Raw genomic sequence first — 15,257 nt, forward strand, 5'->3', positions numbered from 1 at the left:
TGTGTTGCAATTAAAGCAGATCGCGACAGAAAGTGCACGAAATCAACTATCAACGCGGGCAAGGGCCGACAGCAATCCCGTCACACTTTCCGAAACCTGCGCCAGGGGCAAGGCGGCATTCACAACATGGTATTGCATGGGTGCAGCGGTCGCCCGGGCCAGGTAGGTATCGCGAATCCGCTGGAAAAAGGCCAGTTCTTCCTGCTCGAACCGGTCCAGTTCGCCCCGCTTCTTTGCGCGGGCCATGCCGGTTTCTACCGGTGCGTCCAGAAGGACAACATGGTCCGGCCGAACATCGCCCTGCACCAGGGTTTCCAGCAGCGCTATGCGCTCCTCAGGCACTCCCCTGCCCCCGCCCTGATAGGCGAAGGTGGCATCGGTAAAGCGATCACACAGCACCCACTTGCCTGCGGCCAGTGCCGGCAGAATCCGGTTGTGCAGGTGCTGCGCACGGGCGGCGAACATCAGCAGCAGTTCGGTGGTTTCATGCACCGGTTCTTCCCTGGGGGCCAGCAACAGCTCCCGGATCTTTTCCGCCATGGGCGTGCCGCCCGGTTCACGGGTAACCACCACATCAATCCCCAGCGATGTCAGCGTGTCTGCCGCGTTCTGCAACTGGGTGGATTTACCAACCCCCTCGGTGCCCTCAAAGGTAATAAAGCGGCCTCTGGCAGCCATCAGTTTTCCTCGTTGTCATCTGCGCCGGCATCCGGTGCCGGGAAGGATCGGTAATCTTCTCTGCGGTTCAGCTGGAACTCCCGGACCGCTTTCTGGTGTTCGGCCAGGGTGCGGGAGAACGTGTGGCTGCCGTCACCACGGGCTACGAAGTACAGGGCGTCGCCGTCGTCCGGGTGCAAGGCGGCATGTACCGAATCCCGGCCGGGCAAGGCAATGGGCGTGGGTGGCAGGCCGTCAATCCGGTAGGTGTTATAGGGCGTGTAGGCGCGCAGGTCCCGGGTACGGATACGGCCATCGTAGCTGTCACCCATGCCGTAGATCACCGTCGGGTCGGTCTGCAGGCGCATGCCTTTCTGCAAGCGGCGCACAACCACACCGGCCACCTGCTGCCGCTCATAGGCTACACCGGTTTCCCGCTCGACAATCGAGGCCATGATCAATGCTTCGTAGGGGGAGCTATAGGGCAAGCCTTCTTCCCGGTTCTCCCACTCTTCTTCAAGGACAGCCGTCATCCGCTTATAGGCGCGTTTGAGGATATCCAGGTCGGTCTCGCTGCCACTGAACATGTAGGTATCCGGGAAGAACCAACCCTCAGGGTGTTGGCCTTCGGCGCCAACGGCTTCCATAACCTGCTCGTCAGTCCAGTCTGTGGTTTCTTTCCGGAGCTGCCTGGAGTTGGCCAGGGCGGTTCTCATGTCAGAGAAGGTCCAGCCTTCAATAAACTGGACGGACCAGAGTTTCACCTTGCCCTCAACCATAGTGTCGAGCATGGCCAGTGGCGTCATCCCCGGTTGAAGTTCGTAGTCACCGGCTTTGATACGGGTCTGTTCCGGGTTCAGGCGGCCGTATAGCTTTAACCAGAGCGGATCGCTGACCAGGCCGTCGTCCGACAGCTTCTGCGCCAGCCGGCCAAAGGAGGTGCCCTGCTCTACACTGAACAACACCGGCTCATCCAGGGCAACCGGTTGCTTCAGGGTCTGCAGGCCCTGCCATAGCCACAAACCAGCGCCAGCCGCCGCCAGAACCGCGAGGGCCACAATCAGAATCAGTAACTTCCTGAACACACGCATTATTCCAAAGTTGTGGAGAGATGGCAGATTGTCGCAAGGCACCGCTCTGCAGGCAAATCCTGGCCCGCCAGGTTGCGAACCCTCACTACCCCGAGCACGCTGTTGGTGAGGTACAGGCCCCGGCATACTTCCGGCTGCAACTGTTCCCTGGTGATGGGTGTTTCCTGGAACGCCTCCCCGGCCTGCTGCAAGCGCTCGATAACCAGCTGGCGCATAACACCGGCCACGGCCACCGAATTCGCGGGGGGTGTTATCCAGCCCTCATCAGTGAGTACAAACAGATTGGTTCGGGTGCCCTCGACAATATGCCCTGCGGCATCTGCCATCAGCACCTCAAAACAGTCGCCGGAGAGCTCCCGGGCTGCCATCACCTGTTCGAGGCGGTTGAGGGATTTGATACCGGCCAGCAAGGGATTGACCGTAAGGGGTACTGACGAGAACTCCGCCACCACGCCGGCAGAATCGGGCATCGGCGGCGCATCGGAACAGGAAACCAGCAGGTTGGGCTCCATGCCGGCCCCCGGGCGATAGCCTCGCCCACCCGCGCCACGGGTCAGGATCAGTTTCAGGACCCACACCTTCCCGGGGCTTCCGTAACGCTCAAGGGCTTCGCCGCTAGCCGCGAGCAATTCGTCCAGCCGCACCTCAATTCCCAGCCGGGCAGCATCCCGCACCAGCCGGGCCAGGTGGTAATCCAGCCAGGGGGCTGAACTCCCTTCTGCACGAATGGTTTCAAACAGGCCATCACCGTAGGCCAGGCCCCGGTCTGCCGCTGGCAAACCGGCTTCATCAGCCCAGAAGCGCTTTACCACAGAGGTCTCAGCCTTCGTAACGGCGGAAAATCAACGTACCGTTGGTACCGCCAAAGCCGAAGGAGTTGGACAGCGCTACCCGGGCATCGGATTGGCGGCTTTGATTGGCCACGAAGTCCAGGTCGCAACCTTCATCCGGGTTATCCAGGTTGATGGTTGGCGGCAGAATGCCTTCGCGCAGGGCCAGCACCGAGAAAATGGCCTCAACGGCACCGGCAGCGCCCAGCAGGTGGCCCGTCATGGACTTGGTGCTGCTCATGGCCAGCTTTTCCGCATGGCCACCAAATACCGATTTAACAGCAGCCACTTCGGCTACATCACCCACCAGGGTCGATGTGCCGTGGGCGTTGATGTAATCCACTTCTTCCGGCTTCAGGCCCGCATCCCGCAAGGCATTGGCCATGGACCGGGCAGCGCCGTCGCCGTCTGCAGGGGGTGCGGTAATGTGGTGGGCGTCATCGCTCATGCCAAAGCCGACCACTTCGCCGTAAATCGTCGCGCCACGGGCTTTTGCATGTTCCAGATCTTCCAGGACCAGCACGCCAGCCCCATCACTCAACACAAAGCCGTCGCGCTCCTTGTCCCAGGGGCGGCTGGCCTTTTCCGGCTCATCATTGCGGGTCGACAGGGCACGGGCGGAAGAGAATGCCGCAATGCCGGAACGGGTGGTGGCCATTTCGGCACCACCGGCCAGCATCACGTCAGCGTCGCCATAGGCGATGGTGCGGGCCGCATAGCCAATGTTGTGGGTACCGGTGGTGCAGGCGGTCACAATGGCGATGTTCGGGCCTTTGTAGCCAAACCGGATAGCCGCATTACCGGAAATCATATTGATTACAGACGCCGGCACAAAGAACGGAGATACCTTGCGGGGGCCGGCCTTTTCCATCTGGATAATGTTCTTTTCGATGTACTCCAGGCCGCCAATACCGGAACCGATGGCAATGCCCACCCGCTCCTTGTCGAGCTTGTCGAACTGTTCCAGGCCACTGTCGTCCACCGCCTGCTGGGCGGCAATCAGGCCATAGTGAATGAAGGCGTCAAGCTTGCGGGCTTCCTTGGAAGACAGCCAGGGTTCGATGTCCAGGTCCTTCACCGCCCCGCCGATACGCGTGCCATACTCGCTGGCATCGAACCGGTCGATCTGGCCAATGCCACTGCGCCCGGCACACACTGCGTTCCAGGAGGTACTGACATCGTTCCCTACCGGGGACAACATCCCCATGCCTGTAATGACAACCCGTCGCTTGCTCATAACCCCACTCACCTGAATATTCCGTGTCGTTTTTAACCGAAATGCTGATATTCAGCCAATAAAAAAGCCGTCCTTCAAGAAGCCTAAAGGACGGCTTTTAGCCTGGCTATCTGATCTGCTGAGTATCAGGTATGCGCGACAATATAGTCGATTGCGTCCTGAACGGAGCCCAGCTTCTCAGCCTCTTCATCAGGAATTTCAGTTTCGAATTCCTCTTCCAGGGCCATAACCAGCTCAACAGTGTCCAGTGAGTCAGCGCCAAGATCCTCTACAAAAGAAGATGTGTTCTGAACTTCGGACTCTTTAACGCCCAGCTGCTCACAAACAATCTTCTTCACGCGCTCTTCAACTGTACTCATAATGTCCTCACTTTAGTGTCAACCAAGCAACTCAATGGCTGCCAGTTTAGTTTAAACCCTACCTGCAAACAAGCAGGGATTCAGTTAAACATGTTGTGCGACAAGGGGTTGCACTACAGCCCGAAACGGGCTCAACCCATGTACATGCCGCCATTCACATGAATGGTTTCTCCGGTAACGTAAGCTGCGCCCTCAGAGGCCAGGAAAGCCACCACAGAAGCTACTTCTTCCGGCTCGCCCAAACGCCCTGCCGGAATAATTTCCAGCATAGCGTCACGCTGCTTGTCGTCCAGTTTTTTGGTCATATCGGTGTCAATAAAACCGGGCGCTACACAGTTAGCGGTAATGCCGCGGTTAGACATTTCTTTGGCCAGGCTGCGGGTGAAGCCCTCAACCCCGGCCTTGGCAGCGCAATAATTGCCCTGCCCCGGGTTGCCCATGCCGGCAACCACGGAACTGATATTGATAATCCGGCCCCAGCGGGCCTTGGCCATACCACGCAAAACGGCCTTGCTGGTACGGTAAACGCTGGAAAGGTTGGTTTCCAGCACCGACGTCCAGTCGTCGTCTTTCAAGCGCATCAACAGGTTATCACGGGTGATACCCGCATTGTTGACCAGGATCTGCGGAGCACCAGACTGTTCGGTCAGCTGCTTCAGGCCCGCCTCGATGCTGTCGGCATCGGCCACGTTCATCACAATGCCGTAGCCCTTGAAGCCAGCAGACTTCAGGCCTTCGGTAATGGATTCGGCACCTTCAGCACTGGTAGCCGTACCCACAACTTCCGCGCCCTGCCGGGCCAGCTCATGGGCAATGGCCTTGCCAATCCCCCGGGTAGCACCGGTTACCAGTGCAACTTTGCCTTCCAAAGACATAAACAACTCCGTTTATCAGGACTGGCCAAACGCCTTCAGGGCGGCTGGCAGAGAATCGGGATCTTCGATGCTGTTCACCGCCAACTGGCGATCAATGCGCTTGGCCAGCCCGGCCAGAACCTTGCCGGCACCACACTCAACCGACACGTTAACGCCCTCGGCAACCAACGCCCGCACAGAGTCTGTCCAAAGCACCGGAGAATACAACTGCTTCAGGAGGTTTGCCTTGAGCGTATCGGCATCTTTAACCACGGCCGCATTCACATTCTGAACCACCGGAATGACAGCATCGTTAAAGCGGACATCTTCCAGTGCTTCAGCCAGCTGCTCGGCAGCGCCTTTCATCAGGGAACAGTGGGAAGGCACGCTGACCGGCAGCGGCATAGCCTTGCGGGCACCCTTTGCCTTGCAAGCCTCGATTGCGCGCTCTACCGCCGCAGCGGAACCGGCAATCACCACCTGGCCGGGTGCGTTAAAATTCACTGCTGCAACCACGTCGCCCTGGGCGGCTTCTTCACAGGCCGCAACCACATCGGCGTCTTCCAGGCCCAGGATGGCTGCCATCTTGCCTTCACCGGCAGGCACGGCATCCTGCATCAGCTCGCCGCGCAGTTGAACAAGCTTTACAGCTTCAATGAAGTCGAGGCTCTCAGCCGCCACCAGGGCGCTGTACTCACCCAGGCTGTGGCCAGCCAAGAAGTCCGGGCGCGGGCCTTCAGACACGCACCACTGGCGCCACAAGGCGACACTGGCGGTCAGCAACGCAGGCTGGGTTACCATGGTCTGATTCAGCTCTTCAGCCGGCCCATGCTGGCACAGGTGCCACAAGTCATAGCCCAGAACATTAGACGCTTCATCAAAGGTTTCACTGATCATAGGCCACGCCTCGGCAGCAGCAGAAAGCATGCCTACCGACTGGGAGCCTTGTCCGGGGAAAATAAACGCTGATTTCATGGGCGGAATCTTATCGTCATTGAAGGGTGGGTGGAGATTAGCCAATAGTACAACTCAGGCCAATTATCCGCGAATAAGGGCGCAAATGCGGGCAGACTTTAGTCTCAGCAGCCGTTGGCGACCTATAACATCAGGTCATCGAGCCGTTCGTTGATGCGACGGGGCACTTCCAGCTCCACTTCGCGAACTGCCTGCCGGATTGCCGCCAGCATCGCACGCTCGTTGGCGTTGCCGTGGCTCTTGATAACGACTCCCTGAAGCCCCAGCAAACTGGCACCGTTATGCCGTGAAGGGTCCATCAGCTGCAAAAGCCGGCCGATAATCGGCTTGGCCAGGAGCCCCACAAAGCGCCCCCATAGCGAGCGGGTAAAGGCCTGCTCCAGCAGTTCGATCAGCAACCCCGCAACACCCTCACCGGTCTTCAGGGCAATATTGCCCACAAAGCCGTCACACACTACAACATCGGCCACATCACGGAAAAGGTCGTTGCCCTCGACATACCCTATGTAGTTCAGAGTGTCGCACTGGGCAAGCATATGGGAGGCCAGGCGAACCTGTTCGTTGCCCTTGATCTCTTCCTCACCCACGTTCAGCAGGGCCACGCGAGGTTCGGCCAGGCTACAGATGGCGGTGGCCATCAGCGATCCCATCAAGGCGTACTGGTAGAGGTTTTCGGCGCTGGAATCCACGTTGGCGCCAAGGTCGAGCACGTGGCAACGGCCCCGCAACGAGGGAACCAGCTTGGCAATGGCCGGCCGCTCAATGCCGGGATACATGCGGATAATAGATCGCCCGAAAGCCATCAGCGCACCGGTATTTCCGGCACTGACACAGCCCTGGGCTTCGCCGTCGCGCACCAGGGAGAGCGCAATGGCCATAGAGGAGTTTTTCTTGTGTCGCAGCGCATGGGAGGGGCGCTCGTTCATGCGCACCACATCCGCCGCTTCAACAATGCGGATTCTGGCATGCCCATCACGCAACAAGGCCTCGAGCTCGCTCCGGATACCTACCAGAACGAGACTCAAGGCCTCATTTTCGCGCACTGCTTCCAGCGCTGCATGGACCACCACTGAAGCGCCACGATCACCGCTCATGGCATCAATGGCTATGGTGACTGGTTTACTCACCACGGGTCCATGCGACACAGGTCAGAAGAGTTTCCCGACGATCTTACTCGTCGCGAGCTTCAACAACCTGCTTGCCGCGGTAGAAACCGTCCGGAGATACGTGGTGACGACGATGCACTTCACCAGTAGTTGCGTCGGTGCTCAGAGCAGCAGTGCTCAGGGCATCGTGTGAACGGCGCATGCCGCGCTTGGAACGGGTCTTGCGATTTTGCTGTACAGCCATGATTATGCTCCTGACCTGATTACGAAAACGTTAGTGCTTGGTGTTCTTGAGGCCCGCCAGAACACTGAACGGGTTATCCTCGCGTTTCTTTGCCTCGGGCTTCTCGGTGGCCTGCTGTGGTTCCAGTGCTTCCAGTTCCTTGCTCGCCGGGCAATCCTGGCGTTCATGCAGGGGGAACGGCGGCAGAACCAGCAACAGTTCATCTTCCACCATGGCCCACAAATCTGCGTTGTAGTCTTCCATCGGGAAGGGTTCCAACGCCTTGGGCAACCTCTGAGCCTGCTCATCGTTGAGCACAAGCCCCAAATCAAAACGGGATTCCAGCGTTGTCTGCATGTTATTCATGCAACGCTGGCATTCCAGTATCACCGGTGCGGATACTTCACCCGACACCAACCGGCGACGTTCGCTATCCATAAAAAAGGAAAGCTTAACGTGGCACTCGCTGCCTTCCGGCAACCCCGGAACCGCTTCGGAGAAACGAACAAGCCCCGCGAGCGGAATAATTCCCTCCAGGGTCGTGTTCTGTTCCGCCAGCCGGTTAGGGTCTACGGATTTTGGCAGTTGAGCATTCGGTGCTTCAGACATAGGCGCGCAATTTTAGGGGCGAGACCGCCTGCTGTCAAAGACTTAATCGCTTTTAACCCACCCCTTCCCGTTTAAGTAGGGGTATTTTACGATAACCTCCGGCGTTTCCGCCTGAATCACCGCACCATACACCGGAACCAGAAGGCATTCATGAACCAACCGCCCCTGCTGCTCGCCTCATCCTCCCCTTACCGCAAAGAGCTGCTGGCAAGGCTGGGGCTACCCTTTAACAGTGCGAGCCCGGACATTGATGAAACGCCGGCTCCCGGCGAATCCGCCGAACAACTCGCGCTCCGGTTGGCCACCGGCAAGGCCCGGGCGCTGGCAGAACACTACCCGGACACAATCATCATCGGCTCCGACCAGGTGGCCACACTACCGGACGGCACCTTACTGAACAAACCCGGCAGCCACCGGAAGGCCCGGGAACAACTAGGCCTCAGCAGCGGCAACAGCGTGAGATTCCTGACCGGGCTTGCGGTACTGGACACCCGTACCGGCACCCTGAAAACCCGGTGCGAACCTTTCGAGGTCCACTTCCGGGAACTGACAGCTGAAGAAATCGAAAACTACCTGAATAAGGAACAGCCCTACGACTGCGCCGGCAGCTTCAAGATGGAAGGGCTCGGTATTGCCCTGTTCCGAAGCATGGAAGGGCGAGACCCGAACAGCCTGATCGGCCTGCCACTGATTGCGCTGATCGACCTACTCAGGGAACTGGGCGTTAATCCGCTGCTGCAGCCCTGATCAAGCCGGACCAGGACTGCTTCACCCGAAAAGCCTGGCTCAGCGAATCTCCAGGCGGGACTCCAGCATGCGGCTGGCCACGCCCTCACCCACCGCAACACCAAGCTGGTCCACCAGCTCCTGGAACGGCGAACGGTTGCGGCTGTAATCCACCAGTTTTTCTTCGCCCACCAGCTGGCGAGCCACCCAGGAGGTGCTACCCAGCCCGTCAATCAAGCCAAGCTCCAGCGCCTGCTCGCCGCTCCACACCAGGCCGGAGAACAATTCTTCGTTATCCGCCAGGCGGTCACCCCGGCCAGCCTTAACAGCTTCCACGAACTGCTTGTGGGTGTTTTCAAGCACGCTCTGCCAGAAGGCAACCTCGCCTTCACGCTCGGGTGAGAACGGATCCAGGAACGCCTTGTTTTCGCCAGCGGTATAAAGCCGCCGATCAACACCCAGCTTCTCCATCAGGCCGGTGAAACCGAAACCACCGGCAACCACGCCGATAGAACCCACCAGGCTTGCCCGGTTGGCGTAGATTTCATCAGCCGCCGCGGCAATGTAATAGGCACCGGAAGCCCCAATATCGGAAATCACCGCATACAGCTTTTTATCCGGGTACTCTTCCCGCAGGCGCTTGATCTCGTCGTAGACATACCCGGACTGCACCGGGCTGCCACCCGGGCTGTTGATGCGCAGCACAACCGCCCTGGAGTTCTCGGCCTCGAAAGCCGAGCGCAGCGCACCCACCAGGTTGTCGGCACTGGCCAGCTCATCCGCCGCAATGGTGCCATTCACTTCTACCAATGCCGTGTGGGCACCGGTGGCACCCGCCATGCCATCACCGATAGGAGACCGGATCAGGAACAGCAACGCGAACAGGTAACCGAAGGTCAGAAACTTGAAAAAGATGCCCCAGCGCCGGCTGCGTCGCTGCTCCGCCTGCAACGACATCACCAGCTTCTCGATCAGCCGCCAGTCCCGGCCAGACTCCGGCGGCATAGCCGGCTGCTTCCTGCCAAACCAGCCTTTCTTACCGGAAGACGCACCCTGCCCCTTTTCTTCAGGTTGCGCCGGCTCATCGCCCCAGCCGGGCTGCTTGTCCGAATCCCACTCGCTCATCCGCTATCCCTTAACCGATCAATGCGGTAACAAAACCATTAAAGCCCCAGAACCCGACGCAATTCGTCTACCGACGTGACGACCGCGTGGGGGTCGTATTCCTGCAGCACATCCCGCTGGTGCACACCCCACTCAACGCCAATGGACGGCATACCGATACGCCGGGCCATATCCAGGTCGTAGCGGGTATCACCAATCATCACCGCCTCTTCCGGCTCATAGCCGTAGAACGCCAGGATCTCCTCCAGCATCAGCGGATCCGGCTTGGAACGGGTTTCGTCCGCACACCGGGTGATATCGAAGTGCGGGCCCAAGCCACTGGAGGTCAGGGCCCTCGCCAGGCCGCGCCGGCTTTTGCCGGTCGCCACAGAGCAGCCGCGCCCGGAACGCCGGATATCGGTAACCACGTCGGCCATACCGTCAAATACGTTCTGCGGGGTGGTCACCTTCTGGAAGAAATACCCTGCGTAACCATCGCGGATGCGCTGCATTTCGTCGCGGGTCAGCCCCGGATACAGCTTTTCCAGAGCCTCGATCATGCCCAGGCCGATGATATCCCGATAGGCCTCACGCTCCAGTTCCGGATACCCAAGCTCGGTGGCGGCCTGGTGCAGGCTGTCAGCAATGTGGTCTACGGAATCAATCAGGGTTCCGTCCCAGTCAAAAATCACTACTTTTACATTCATCAGAACTTACCTTTACTGCGACGGGCAAGCGCATCAACCAGCTTGCCGAAAGGGGTATCATACGGAGCTTCCAGCCGCATTGCTTCACCTGAACCGGGCAATGTGAACTCCAGTGCCCGGGCGTGCAGCATCAACCGTTCACCACCCACGGCCCGAAACGCCTTCAGGCTGGCGTCATCCATATACTTGTCGTCTCCGGCAATCGGGTGGCCCGCCCAGGCACAATGTACGCGAATCTGGTGGGTACGGCCGGTAACCGGCGAAGCCTCAACCAGCGAATAACCCTCAAACCGCTGCAAACACCGATACAGCGTGAGCGATTCCTTGCCCTCGCCACTCACCTTCACCCGGCGCTCGCCGTTAGGCATCTCGTAACGCAACAGCGGCTCGGCCACCCGCGCCAGCTTTTCCGGCCAGGTGCCCGCCACCAGCGCATGGTAGTGTTTACGTATCCGCTTGTGGCGCAGTTCATCCTGCAGAAAACGCAGGGCTGATCGTTTCTTCGCCACCATCACCAGCCCGGAAGTATCACGGTCAAGCCGGTGCACCAGTTCCAGGAACTTCGCCTGTGGCCGGGAAGAACGGAGCACTTCGATCAGCCCGAAGCTCAAACCGCTGCCGCCGTGCACGGCAATACCGGAGGGTTTGTTCACCACCAGCATATCGTCGTTTTCAAACACCACGGCTGCTTCCATGACGCCCTGCACCCGGTCACCGGGCTTTGGCTGCTCCGCTTTCGCCTGCTGCACCATGGGCGGAATACGTACCACATCACCGGCCTGAAGGCGGGTATCCGGCTTCACGCGCCCTTTATTAACCCGCACCTCGCCCTTGCGGACAATCCGGTACACCGTGCTTTTGGGCACACCCCGCAAGCGGGCCATCAGAAAGTTATCCACCCGCTGGCCGGCCATATCCTCATCTACGCTGATCCATTGCACCCCCTTCTGCACCGCGCGCTCCGCCGGCGCGGCAGCCGGCGCAGGTGCCGCAGCCCTGCCCTGCCCTGCCCGGGAAGAGCCCGGCCGGCCCGGTTTGCCAGCCCTGGACGGCTTGTTACGGGAACCAGAATTACGCGCCATGGGAAACCTTTTGCGGTGGATGAATGCAGGATTGAATGATCAGCCCTTTACTGTTATATTCCGGCGTGCTCTGCCGTTTGTCTACGGCCTGACGAACTCTGGTCAGAAGCCGGAGCGGCAGCAGTATACCGACACTGATTAAGAGATTGAACGCCGCAAGCCCAATCATTACCGGGCACGGCGGGAGACAAACTTCCGGACTCACAGGCCAGACCCAGAGAGGCTGCACCTGACCGGGAGCTGAAACAACCGAACGGAAAACCGTCGGGCGACATCGCGAAGAATCATTGCCACGCGAACCCGGGCCGTCTGCAAACCAATACGACGTGAGACCCAGGAGTTTGTGTGAACCTGAAAACGGATATTATGCGTCAACAGACACTCAACCTGAACGAACTCTCCCTGCCCACAGGCAGGCGAATCACAGGCGGTGGTCTCAGACTTACAGGATCTCTCCCCATAAGGGTATGATCCGTCTGGCCGCCGGCCCCTCCCTGCTGTAACAGGGCCTGCGGCACGCACATCCTGCTTCGCTGATGTGAACCCTCCGGTTTTCTGTCACTAACAAACGACAGGAACCCTTTCTTTCCATGAAAAGAATGCTGATCAATGCAACTCACCCCGAGGAGTTGCGCGTAGCGCTTGTAGACGGCCAACGGCTGTTTGACCTGGATATCGAATCCAGCACCCGCGAACAGAAAAAATCCAACATTTACAAAGGCCGCATCACCCGCGTAGAGCCCAGCCTGGAAGCTGCCTTTGTCGACTTCGGCGCCGACCGCCACGGCTTCCTTCCCCTGAAGGAAATCTCCAAGGAATACTTCAAGAAGTCCCCGGGCCAGATCGAAGGCAAGATCAACATCAAAGATGTGGTCTCCGAAGGCCAGGAAGTCATCGTACAGGTAGATAAAGAAGAGCGTGGCAACAAGGGCGCAGCCCTGACCACTTTCATCTCCCTGGCCGGCCGCTACCTGGTGCTGATGCCGAACAACCCCCGTGCCGGCGGCATTTCCCGCCGTATCGAAGGTGAAGAGCGGGCCCAGCTGAAAGAAGCCATGAACGGCGTCCAGGTGCCCAAGTCTATGGGCATCATTGTGCGTACTGCCGGCATCGGCCGTACCACCGAAGAGCTCCAGTGGGACCTCGACTACCTGGTGCAGTTCTGGGAAGCCATTACCCAGGCGGCCGGTGAGCGCAAGGCTCCGTTCCTGATTCACCAGGAAAGCAACGTGATCATCCGCGCCGTGCGCGACTACCTCCGCCAGGATATCGGCGAAGTCCTGATCGACGCAGAAAGCGTGTACGAAGACGTCCTGAGCTTCGTTCGCGCCGTCATGCCCACCTTCGAAAACAAGATCAAGCTGTACAAGGATGAAATCCCCCTGTTCAGCCGTTACCAGATCGAAGGCCAGATTGAGACCGCATTCCAGCGCGAAGTAAAACTGCCGTCTGGCGGTTCCATCGTGATCGATCCGACCGAAGCGCTGGTATCCATCGACATCAACTCCTCCCGGGCCACCAAGGGCCACGATATCGAGGAGACTGCCCTGCAGACCAACCTGGAAGCGGCCGAAGAGATCGCTCGCCAGTTGCGCCTGCGCGACATGGGCGGCCTGATCGTGATCGACTTCATCGACATGACCCCGGCCAAGCACCAGCGTGAAGTCGAGCATAAAATGCGCGAAGCCCTGGAAATCGACCGGGCCCGCGTTCAGGTTGGCAAGATCTCCCGCTTCGGCCTGCTGGAAATGTCACGGCAGCGCCTGCGCCCGTCTCTGGGTGAAACCCGCAGTGAAGTGTGCCCGCGCTGTGAAGGCCAGGGCACCATCCGGGGTATCGAATCCCTGGCCCTGAGCATCATGCGCCTGATCTACGAAGAGTCTTCCAAGGAAAAAACCGCCGAAGTCCGCGCCATGGTGCCGGTCTCTGTGGCCACCTTCCTGCTGAACGAGAAGCGCAAGCAGCTGGCCGATATCGAAGCCCGCCAGGGTGTCTCTGTGGTGGTTGCCCCGGTCCCCAACATGGAAACCCCGCACTTCGAAATCATTCGTCTGCGCCAGGATGAAGCCACCCCGGAACACGTTTCCAGCCACCAGGTTGCCCAGCAGTACAACGAGCGCGAAGAAGAAGCCGTCGTTGAAATGCCCGGCACCGAAAAGCCGGTACGCGAACAGGCCGCTGTAAAAGCCATTCGCCCGGCGGCTCCTGCGCCCACTCCGGCAGCGGCGCCGGCCAGCCAGGAAGCCAGCGAGCAGGAAGAAGGCCTGTTCCGCAAACTGGGCAAGAAGATTGCCTGTTTCTTCCGCGGCGACCAGCCGGAAAGCGAAGGCATCACCAACCAGCGCAGCACCACCCGCGAGCGTACTGACGACCGTCGGCCCCAGGCCCGCCAGGATCGCCGGAAAACCCGCGTAGCCCGTGGTGATCAGCGCAGTGGCGGTGGCAGCAGTAACCGCAACGGCAACGATCGCCGTCAGGGCGGCTCCCAGAACCGCAGCGACGACAACCGCAGCCGTAACCGCAACAACCGGAGCGACGACCAGTCCCGCAGTAGCGGCAGTCGCCAGGGTCAGCAGGACAAGTCTGCCGACAACAAAGGCGCGGATAACCGCGGAAACGACAACCGTCGCGATAACCGCCGGGATTCCCAGAACCGCAGCCAGAACCGTAACCGTCCGCAGCGGGATCCGAAGGACCAGAAAGACCAGAAGGAGACCCGCGACCAGGCTGACAGCCAGCAGCCGCAGCAGGCCAGCGACAAGCCGGCAGCCGATGACAAGCGCCGCAAGCCGCGTCGTCAGCGTAACCGGGACGGTTCTCCGGCCGAGGCTCCGGTGTCTACTCCGGCTGAGCGTAAAGCCGAGCGTAGCGAAAAGCACCAGAAAGACACCCAGCCGGAAAAAGCCGTCGAGCAGGATACTGTCGAGGTGAAAAAAGCTGAGGTAGCCAAGGCCGAGGTGAAGCAAGAGGTTGCCAAGCAGCCCGAGAAGGCTCCGGCGGCTGAAGAAAAGCCCAAGGCCGAGACGGCAGAACAGCCTGAAGCCAGCAAGCCAGCCGAAACCAAGCCGGTTGAAACCAAGCCTGCTGCAGAGTCGAAGGTTGATGAGCCGAAGGTTGAAGAGTCCAAGCCTGCAGAGCCCAAGGCTGAAGAGACCAAGCCAGAAGCGGAAAAGGCCGAGGCGAAAGCTGAGCAGACTGAAAGCACCGAAGCCAAGGCCGAAGACAAAGCGGAAGCCAAGGCCGAGGAAAAGCCTCAAGCCAGCGAAGACAAGCCAGCCCGCAAACCCCGCTCCGGCGGCCGCCCGCGCAAGCCCAAGGCTGCAGAGAAGGCAGAAAAGGCGGATAACGCTGACAAGCCGGAACAAGCCGACAAGGCAGAGACAGCTCCGGAAGCCACCAGCAAGCCGGCCGAAGCGGCTGAGCCTGCCAAGGCACCTGAAGCGAAAACCGAGCCCAAGGCTGAGGAGAAGGCTGAAGCCAAGCCAGAGCCCAAGCCTGAAGTGAAGGCCGAAGAAAAGCCGGAAGCAAAGCCTGAGAAAGCGGAAGAGCCAGCTCCCGAAGCCCAGGCCAAGCCGGAAGACGTACCGGTAACACCGGGCCGCGCTTACAATGATCCAAGAGAGGTCCGCAAGCGTCAGCGAGCGGCCGAAGAAGCTAAAAAGGCCGAAGCTGAAAAGCAGGCCGGGAGTAATTGATT

General features: G+C 59.6%; 15 protein-coding genes. 2 read left to right on the forward strand and 13 right to left on the reverse strand.

Annotation, left to right across the window (positions count from 1 at the left end):
• Window positions 1-42: 42 nt before the first annotated feature.
• The 10 genes from tmk to AQ621_RS02270 all read right to left on the reverse strand — a co-directional run bounded on the left by tmk (window position 43) and on the right by AQ621_RS02270 (window position 7,941).
• Entirely contained in the window at window positions 43-678 is a 636-nt protein-coding gene (tmk, locus tag AQ621_RS02225; protein WP_022988066.1) for a dTMP kinase, read from the reverse strand.
• Complete coding sequence (gene mltG, locus AQ621_RS02230) at window positions 678-1,748, reverse strand: endolytic transglycosylase MltG (RefSeq protein ID WP_082640848.1); 1,071 nt, start codon at window positions 1,746-1,748, stop codon at window positions 678-680. Before mltG ends, tmk begins: the two co-directional genes overlap by 1 nt.
• Window positions 1,748-2,560 (reverse strand): aminodeoxychorismate lyase, encoded by an 813-nt coding sequence (gene pabC / locus AQ621_RS02235; RefSeq protein WP_058340090.1) that lies wholly within the window; start codon window positions 2,558-2,560, stop codon window positions 1,748-1,750. Before pabC ends, mltG begins: the two co-directional genes overlap by 1 nt.
• Before the next feature lie 7 nt (window positions 2,561-2,567).
• Window positions 2,568-3,815 (reverse strand): beta-ketoacyl-ACP synthase II, encoded by a 1,248-nt coding sequence (gene fabF / locus AQ621_RS02240; protein WP_058340091.1) that lies wholly within the window; start codon window positions 3,813-3,815, stop codon window positions 2,568-2,570.
• 125 nt (window positions 3,816-3,940) lie between these two features.
• Window positions 3,941-4,174, reverse strand: coding sequence for an acyl carrier protein (gene acpP / locus AQ621_RS02245; RefSeq protein ID WP_022988070.1), 234 nt, complete (start codon window positions 4,172-4,174; stop codon window positions 3,941-3,943).
• Between the two features lie 131 nt (window positions 4,175-4,305).
• On the reverse strand, window positions 4,306-5,049 hold the full coding sequence (gene fabG / locus AQ621_RS02250) for a 3-oxoacyl-ACP reductase FabG (RefSeq protein ID WP_022988071.1): 744 nt from the start codon (window positions 5,047-5,049) through the stop codon (window positions 4,306-4,308).
• Between the two features lie 15 nt (window positions 5,050-5,064).
• Window positions 5,065-6,003 (reverse strand): ACP S-malonyltransferase, encoded by a 939-nt coding sequence (gene fabD, locus AQ621_RS02255; protein ID WP_058340092.1) that lies wholly within the window; start codon window positions 6,001-6,003, stop codon window positions 5,065-5,067.
• A 122-nt stretch (window positions 6,004-6,125) separates the two neighbouring features.
• Window positions 6,126-7,130 (reverse strand): phosphate acyltransferase PlsX, encoded by a 1,005-nt coding sequence (plsX, locus tag AQ621_RS02260; RefSeq protein ID WP_201785312.1) that lies wholly within the window; start codon window positions 7,128-7,130, stop codon window positions 6,126-6,128.
• A 43-nt stretch (window positions 7,131-7,173) separates the two neighbouring features.
• Window positions 7,174-7,353 (reverse strand): 50S ribosomal protein L32, encoded by a 180-nt coding sequence (gene rpmF / locus AQ621_RS02265; RefSeq protein ID WP_022988074.1) that lies wholly within the window; start codon window positions 7,351-7,353, stop codon window positions 7,174-7,176.
• A 30-nt stretch (window positions 7,354-7,383) separates the two neighbouring features.
• The gene (locus AQ621_RS02270; protein WP_058340093.1) at window positions 7,384-7,941 is read right to left on the reverse strand and encodes a YceD family protein; all 558 of its coding nucleotides are present in this window, start codon (window positions 7,939-7,941) and stop codon (window positions 7,384-7,386) included.
• A gap of 150 nt (window positions 7,942-8,091) precedes the next feature.
• On the opposite strand from AQ621_RS02270, the gene AQ621_RS02275 reads away from it, so the two are divergent.
• Complete coding sequence (locus AQ621_RS02275; protein ID WP_058340094.1) at window positions 8,092-8,688, forward strand: Maf family protein; 597 nt, start codon at window positions 8,092-8,094, stop codon at window positions 8,686-8,688.
• A gap of 39 nt (window positions 8,689-8,727) precedes the next feature.
• Here the strand turns inward: AQ621_RS02275 and AQ621_RS02280 are convergent, their stop codons facing one another.
• Genes AQ621_RS02280 through rluC form a run of 3 tightly spaced genes read right to left on the reverse strand, consistent with a single transcriptional unit; the run spans window position 8,728 to window position 11,560 of the window.
• Window positions 8,728-9,792, reverse strand: coding sequence for a S49 family peptidase (locus AQ621_RS02280; RefSeq protein WP_058340095.1), 1,065 nt, complete (start codon window positions 9,790-9,792; stop codon window positions 8,728-8,730).
• Between the two features lie 38 nt (window positions 9,793-9,830).
• Window positions 9,831-10,478 (reverse strand): HAD family hydrolase, encoded by a 648-nt coding sequence (locus AQ621_RS02285; protein ID WP_058340096.1) that lies wholly within the window; start codon window positions 10,476-10,478, stop codon window positions 9,831-9,833.
• Window positions 10,478-11,560 (reverse strand): 23S rRNA pseudouridine(955/2504/2580) synthase RluC, encoded by a 1,083-nt coding sequence (gene rluC / locus AQ621_RS02290; protein ID WP_058340097.1) that lies wholly within the window; start codon window positions 11,558-11,560, stop codon window positions 10,478-10,480. The genes AQ621_RS02285 and rluC overlap by 1 nt, the downstream gene beginning before the upstream one ends.
• 590 nt (window positions 11,561-12,150) lie before the next feature.
• On the opposite strand from rluC, the gene rne reads away from it, so the two are divergent.
• A complete protein-coding gene (gene rne, locus AQ621_RS02295; protein WP_058340098.1) occupies window positions 12,151-15,255 on the forward strand; it encodes a ribonuclease E in 3,105 nt (1,034 codons plus the stop codon).
• Window positions 15,256-15,257 lie beyond the last annotated feature (2 nt).

The sequence above is a fragment of the Marinobacter sp. P4B1 genome, assembly GCF_001447135.1.
Classification (GTDB): domain Bacteria; phylum Pseudomonadota; class Gammaproteobacteria; order Pseudomonadales; family Oleiphilaceae; genus Marinobacter; species Marinobacter vinifirmus.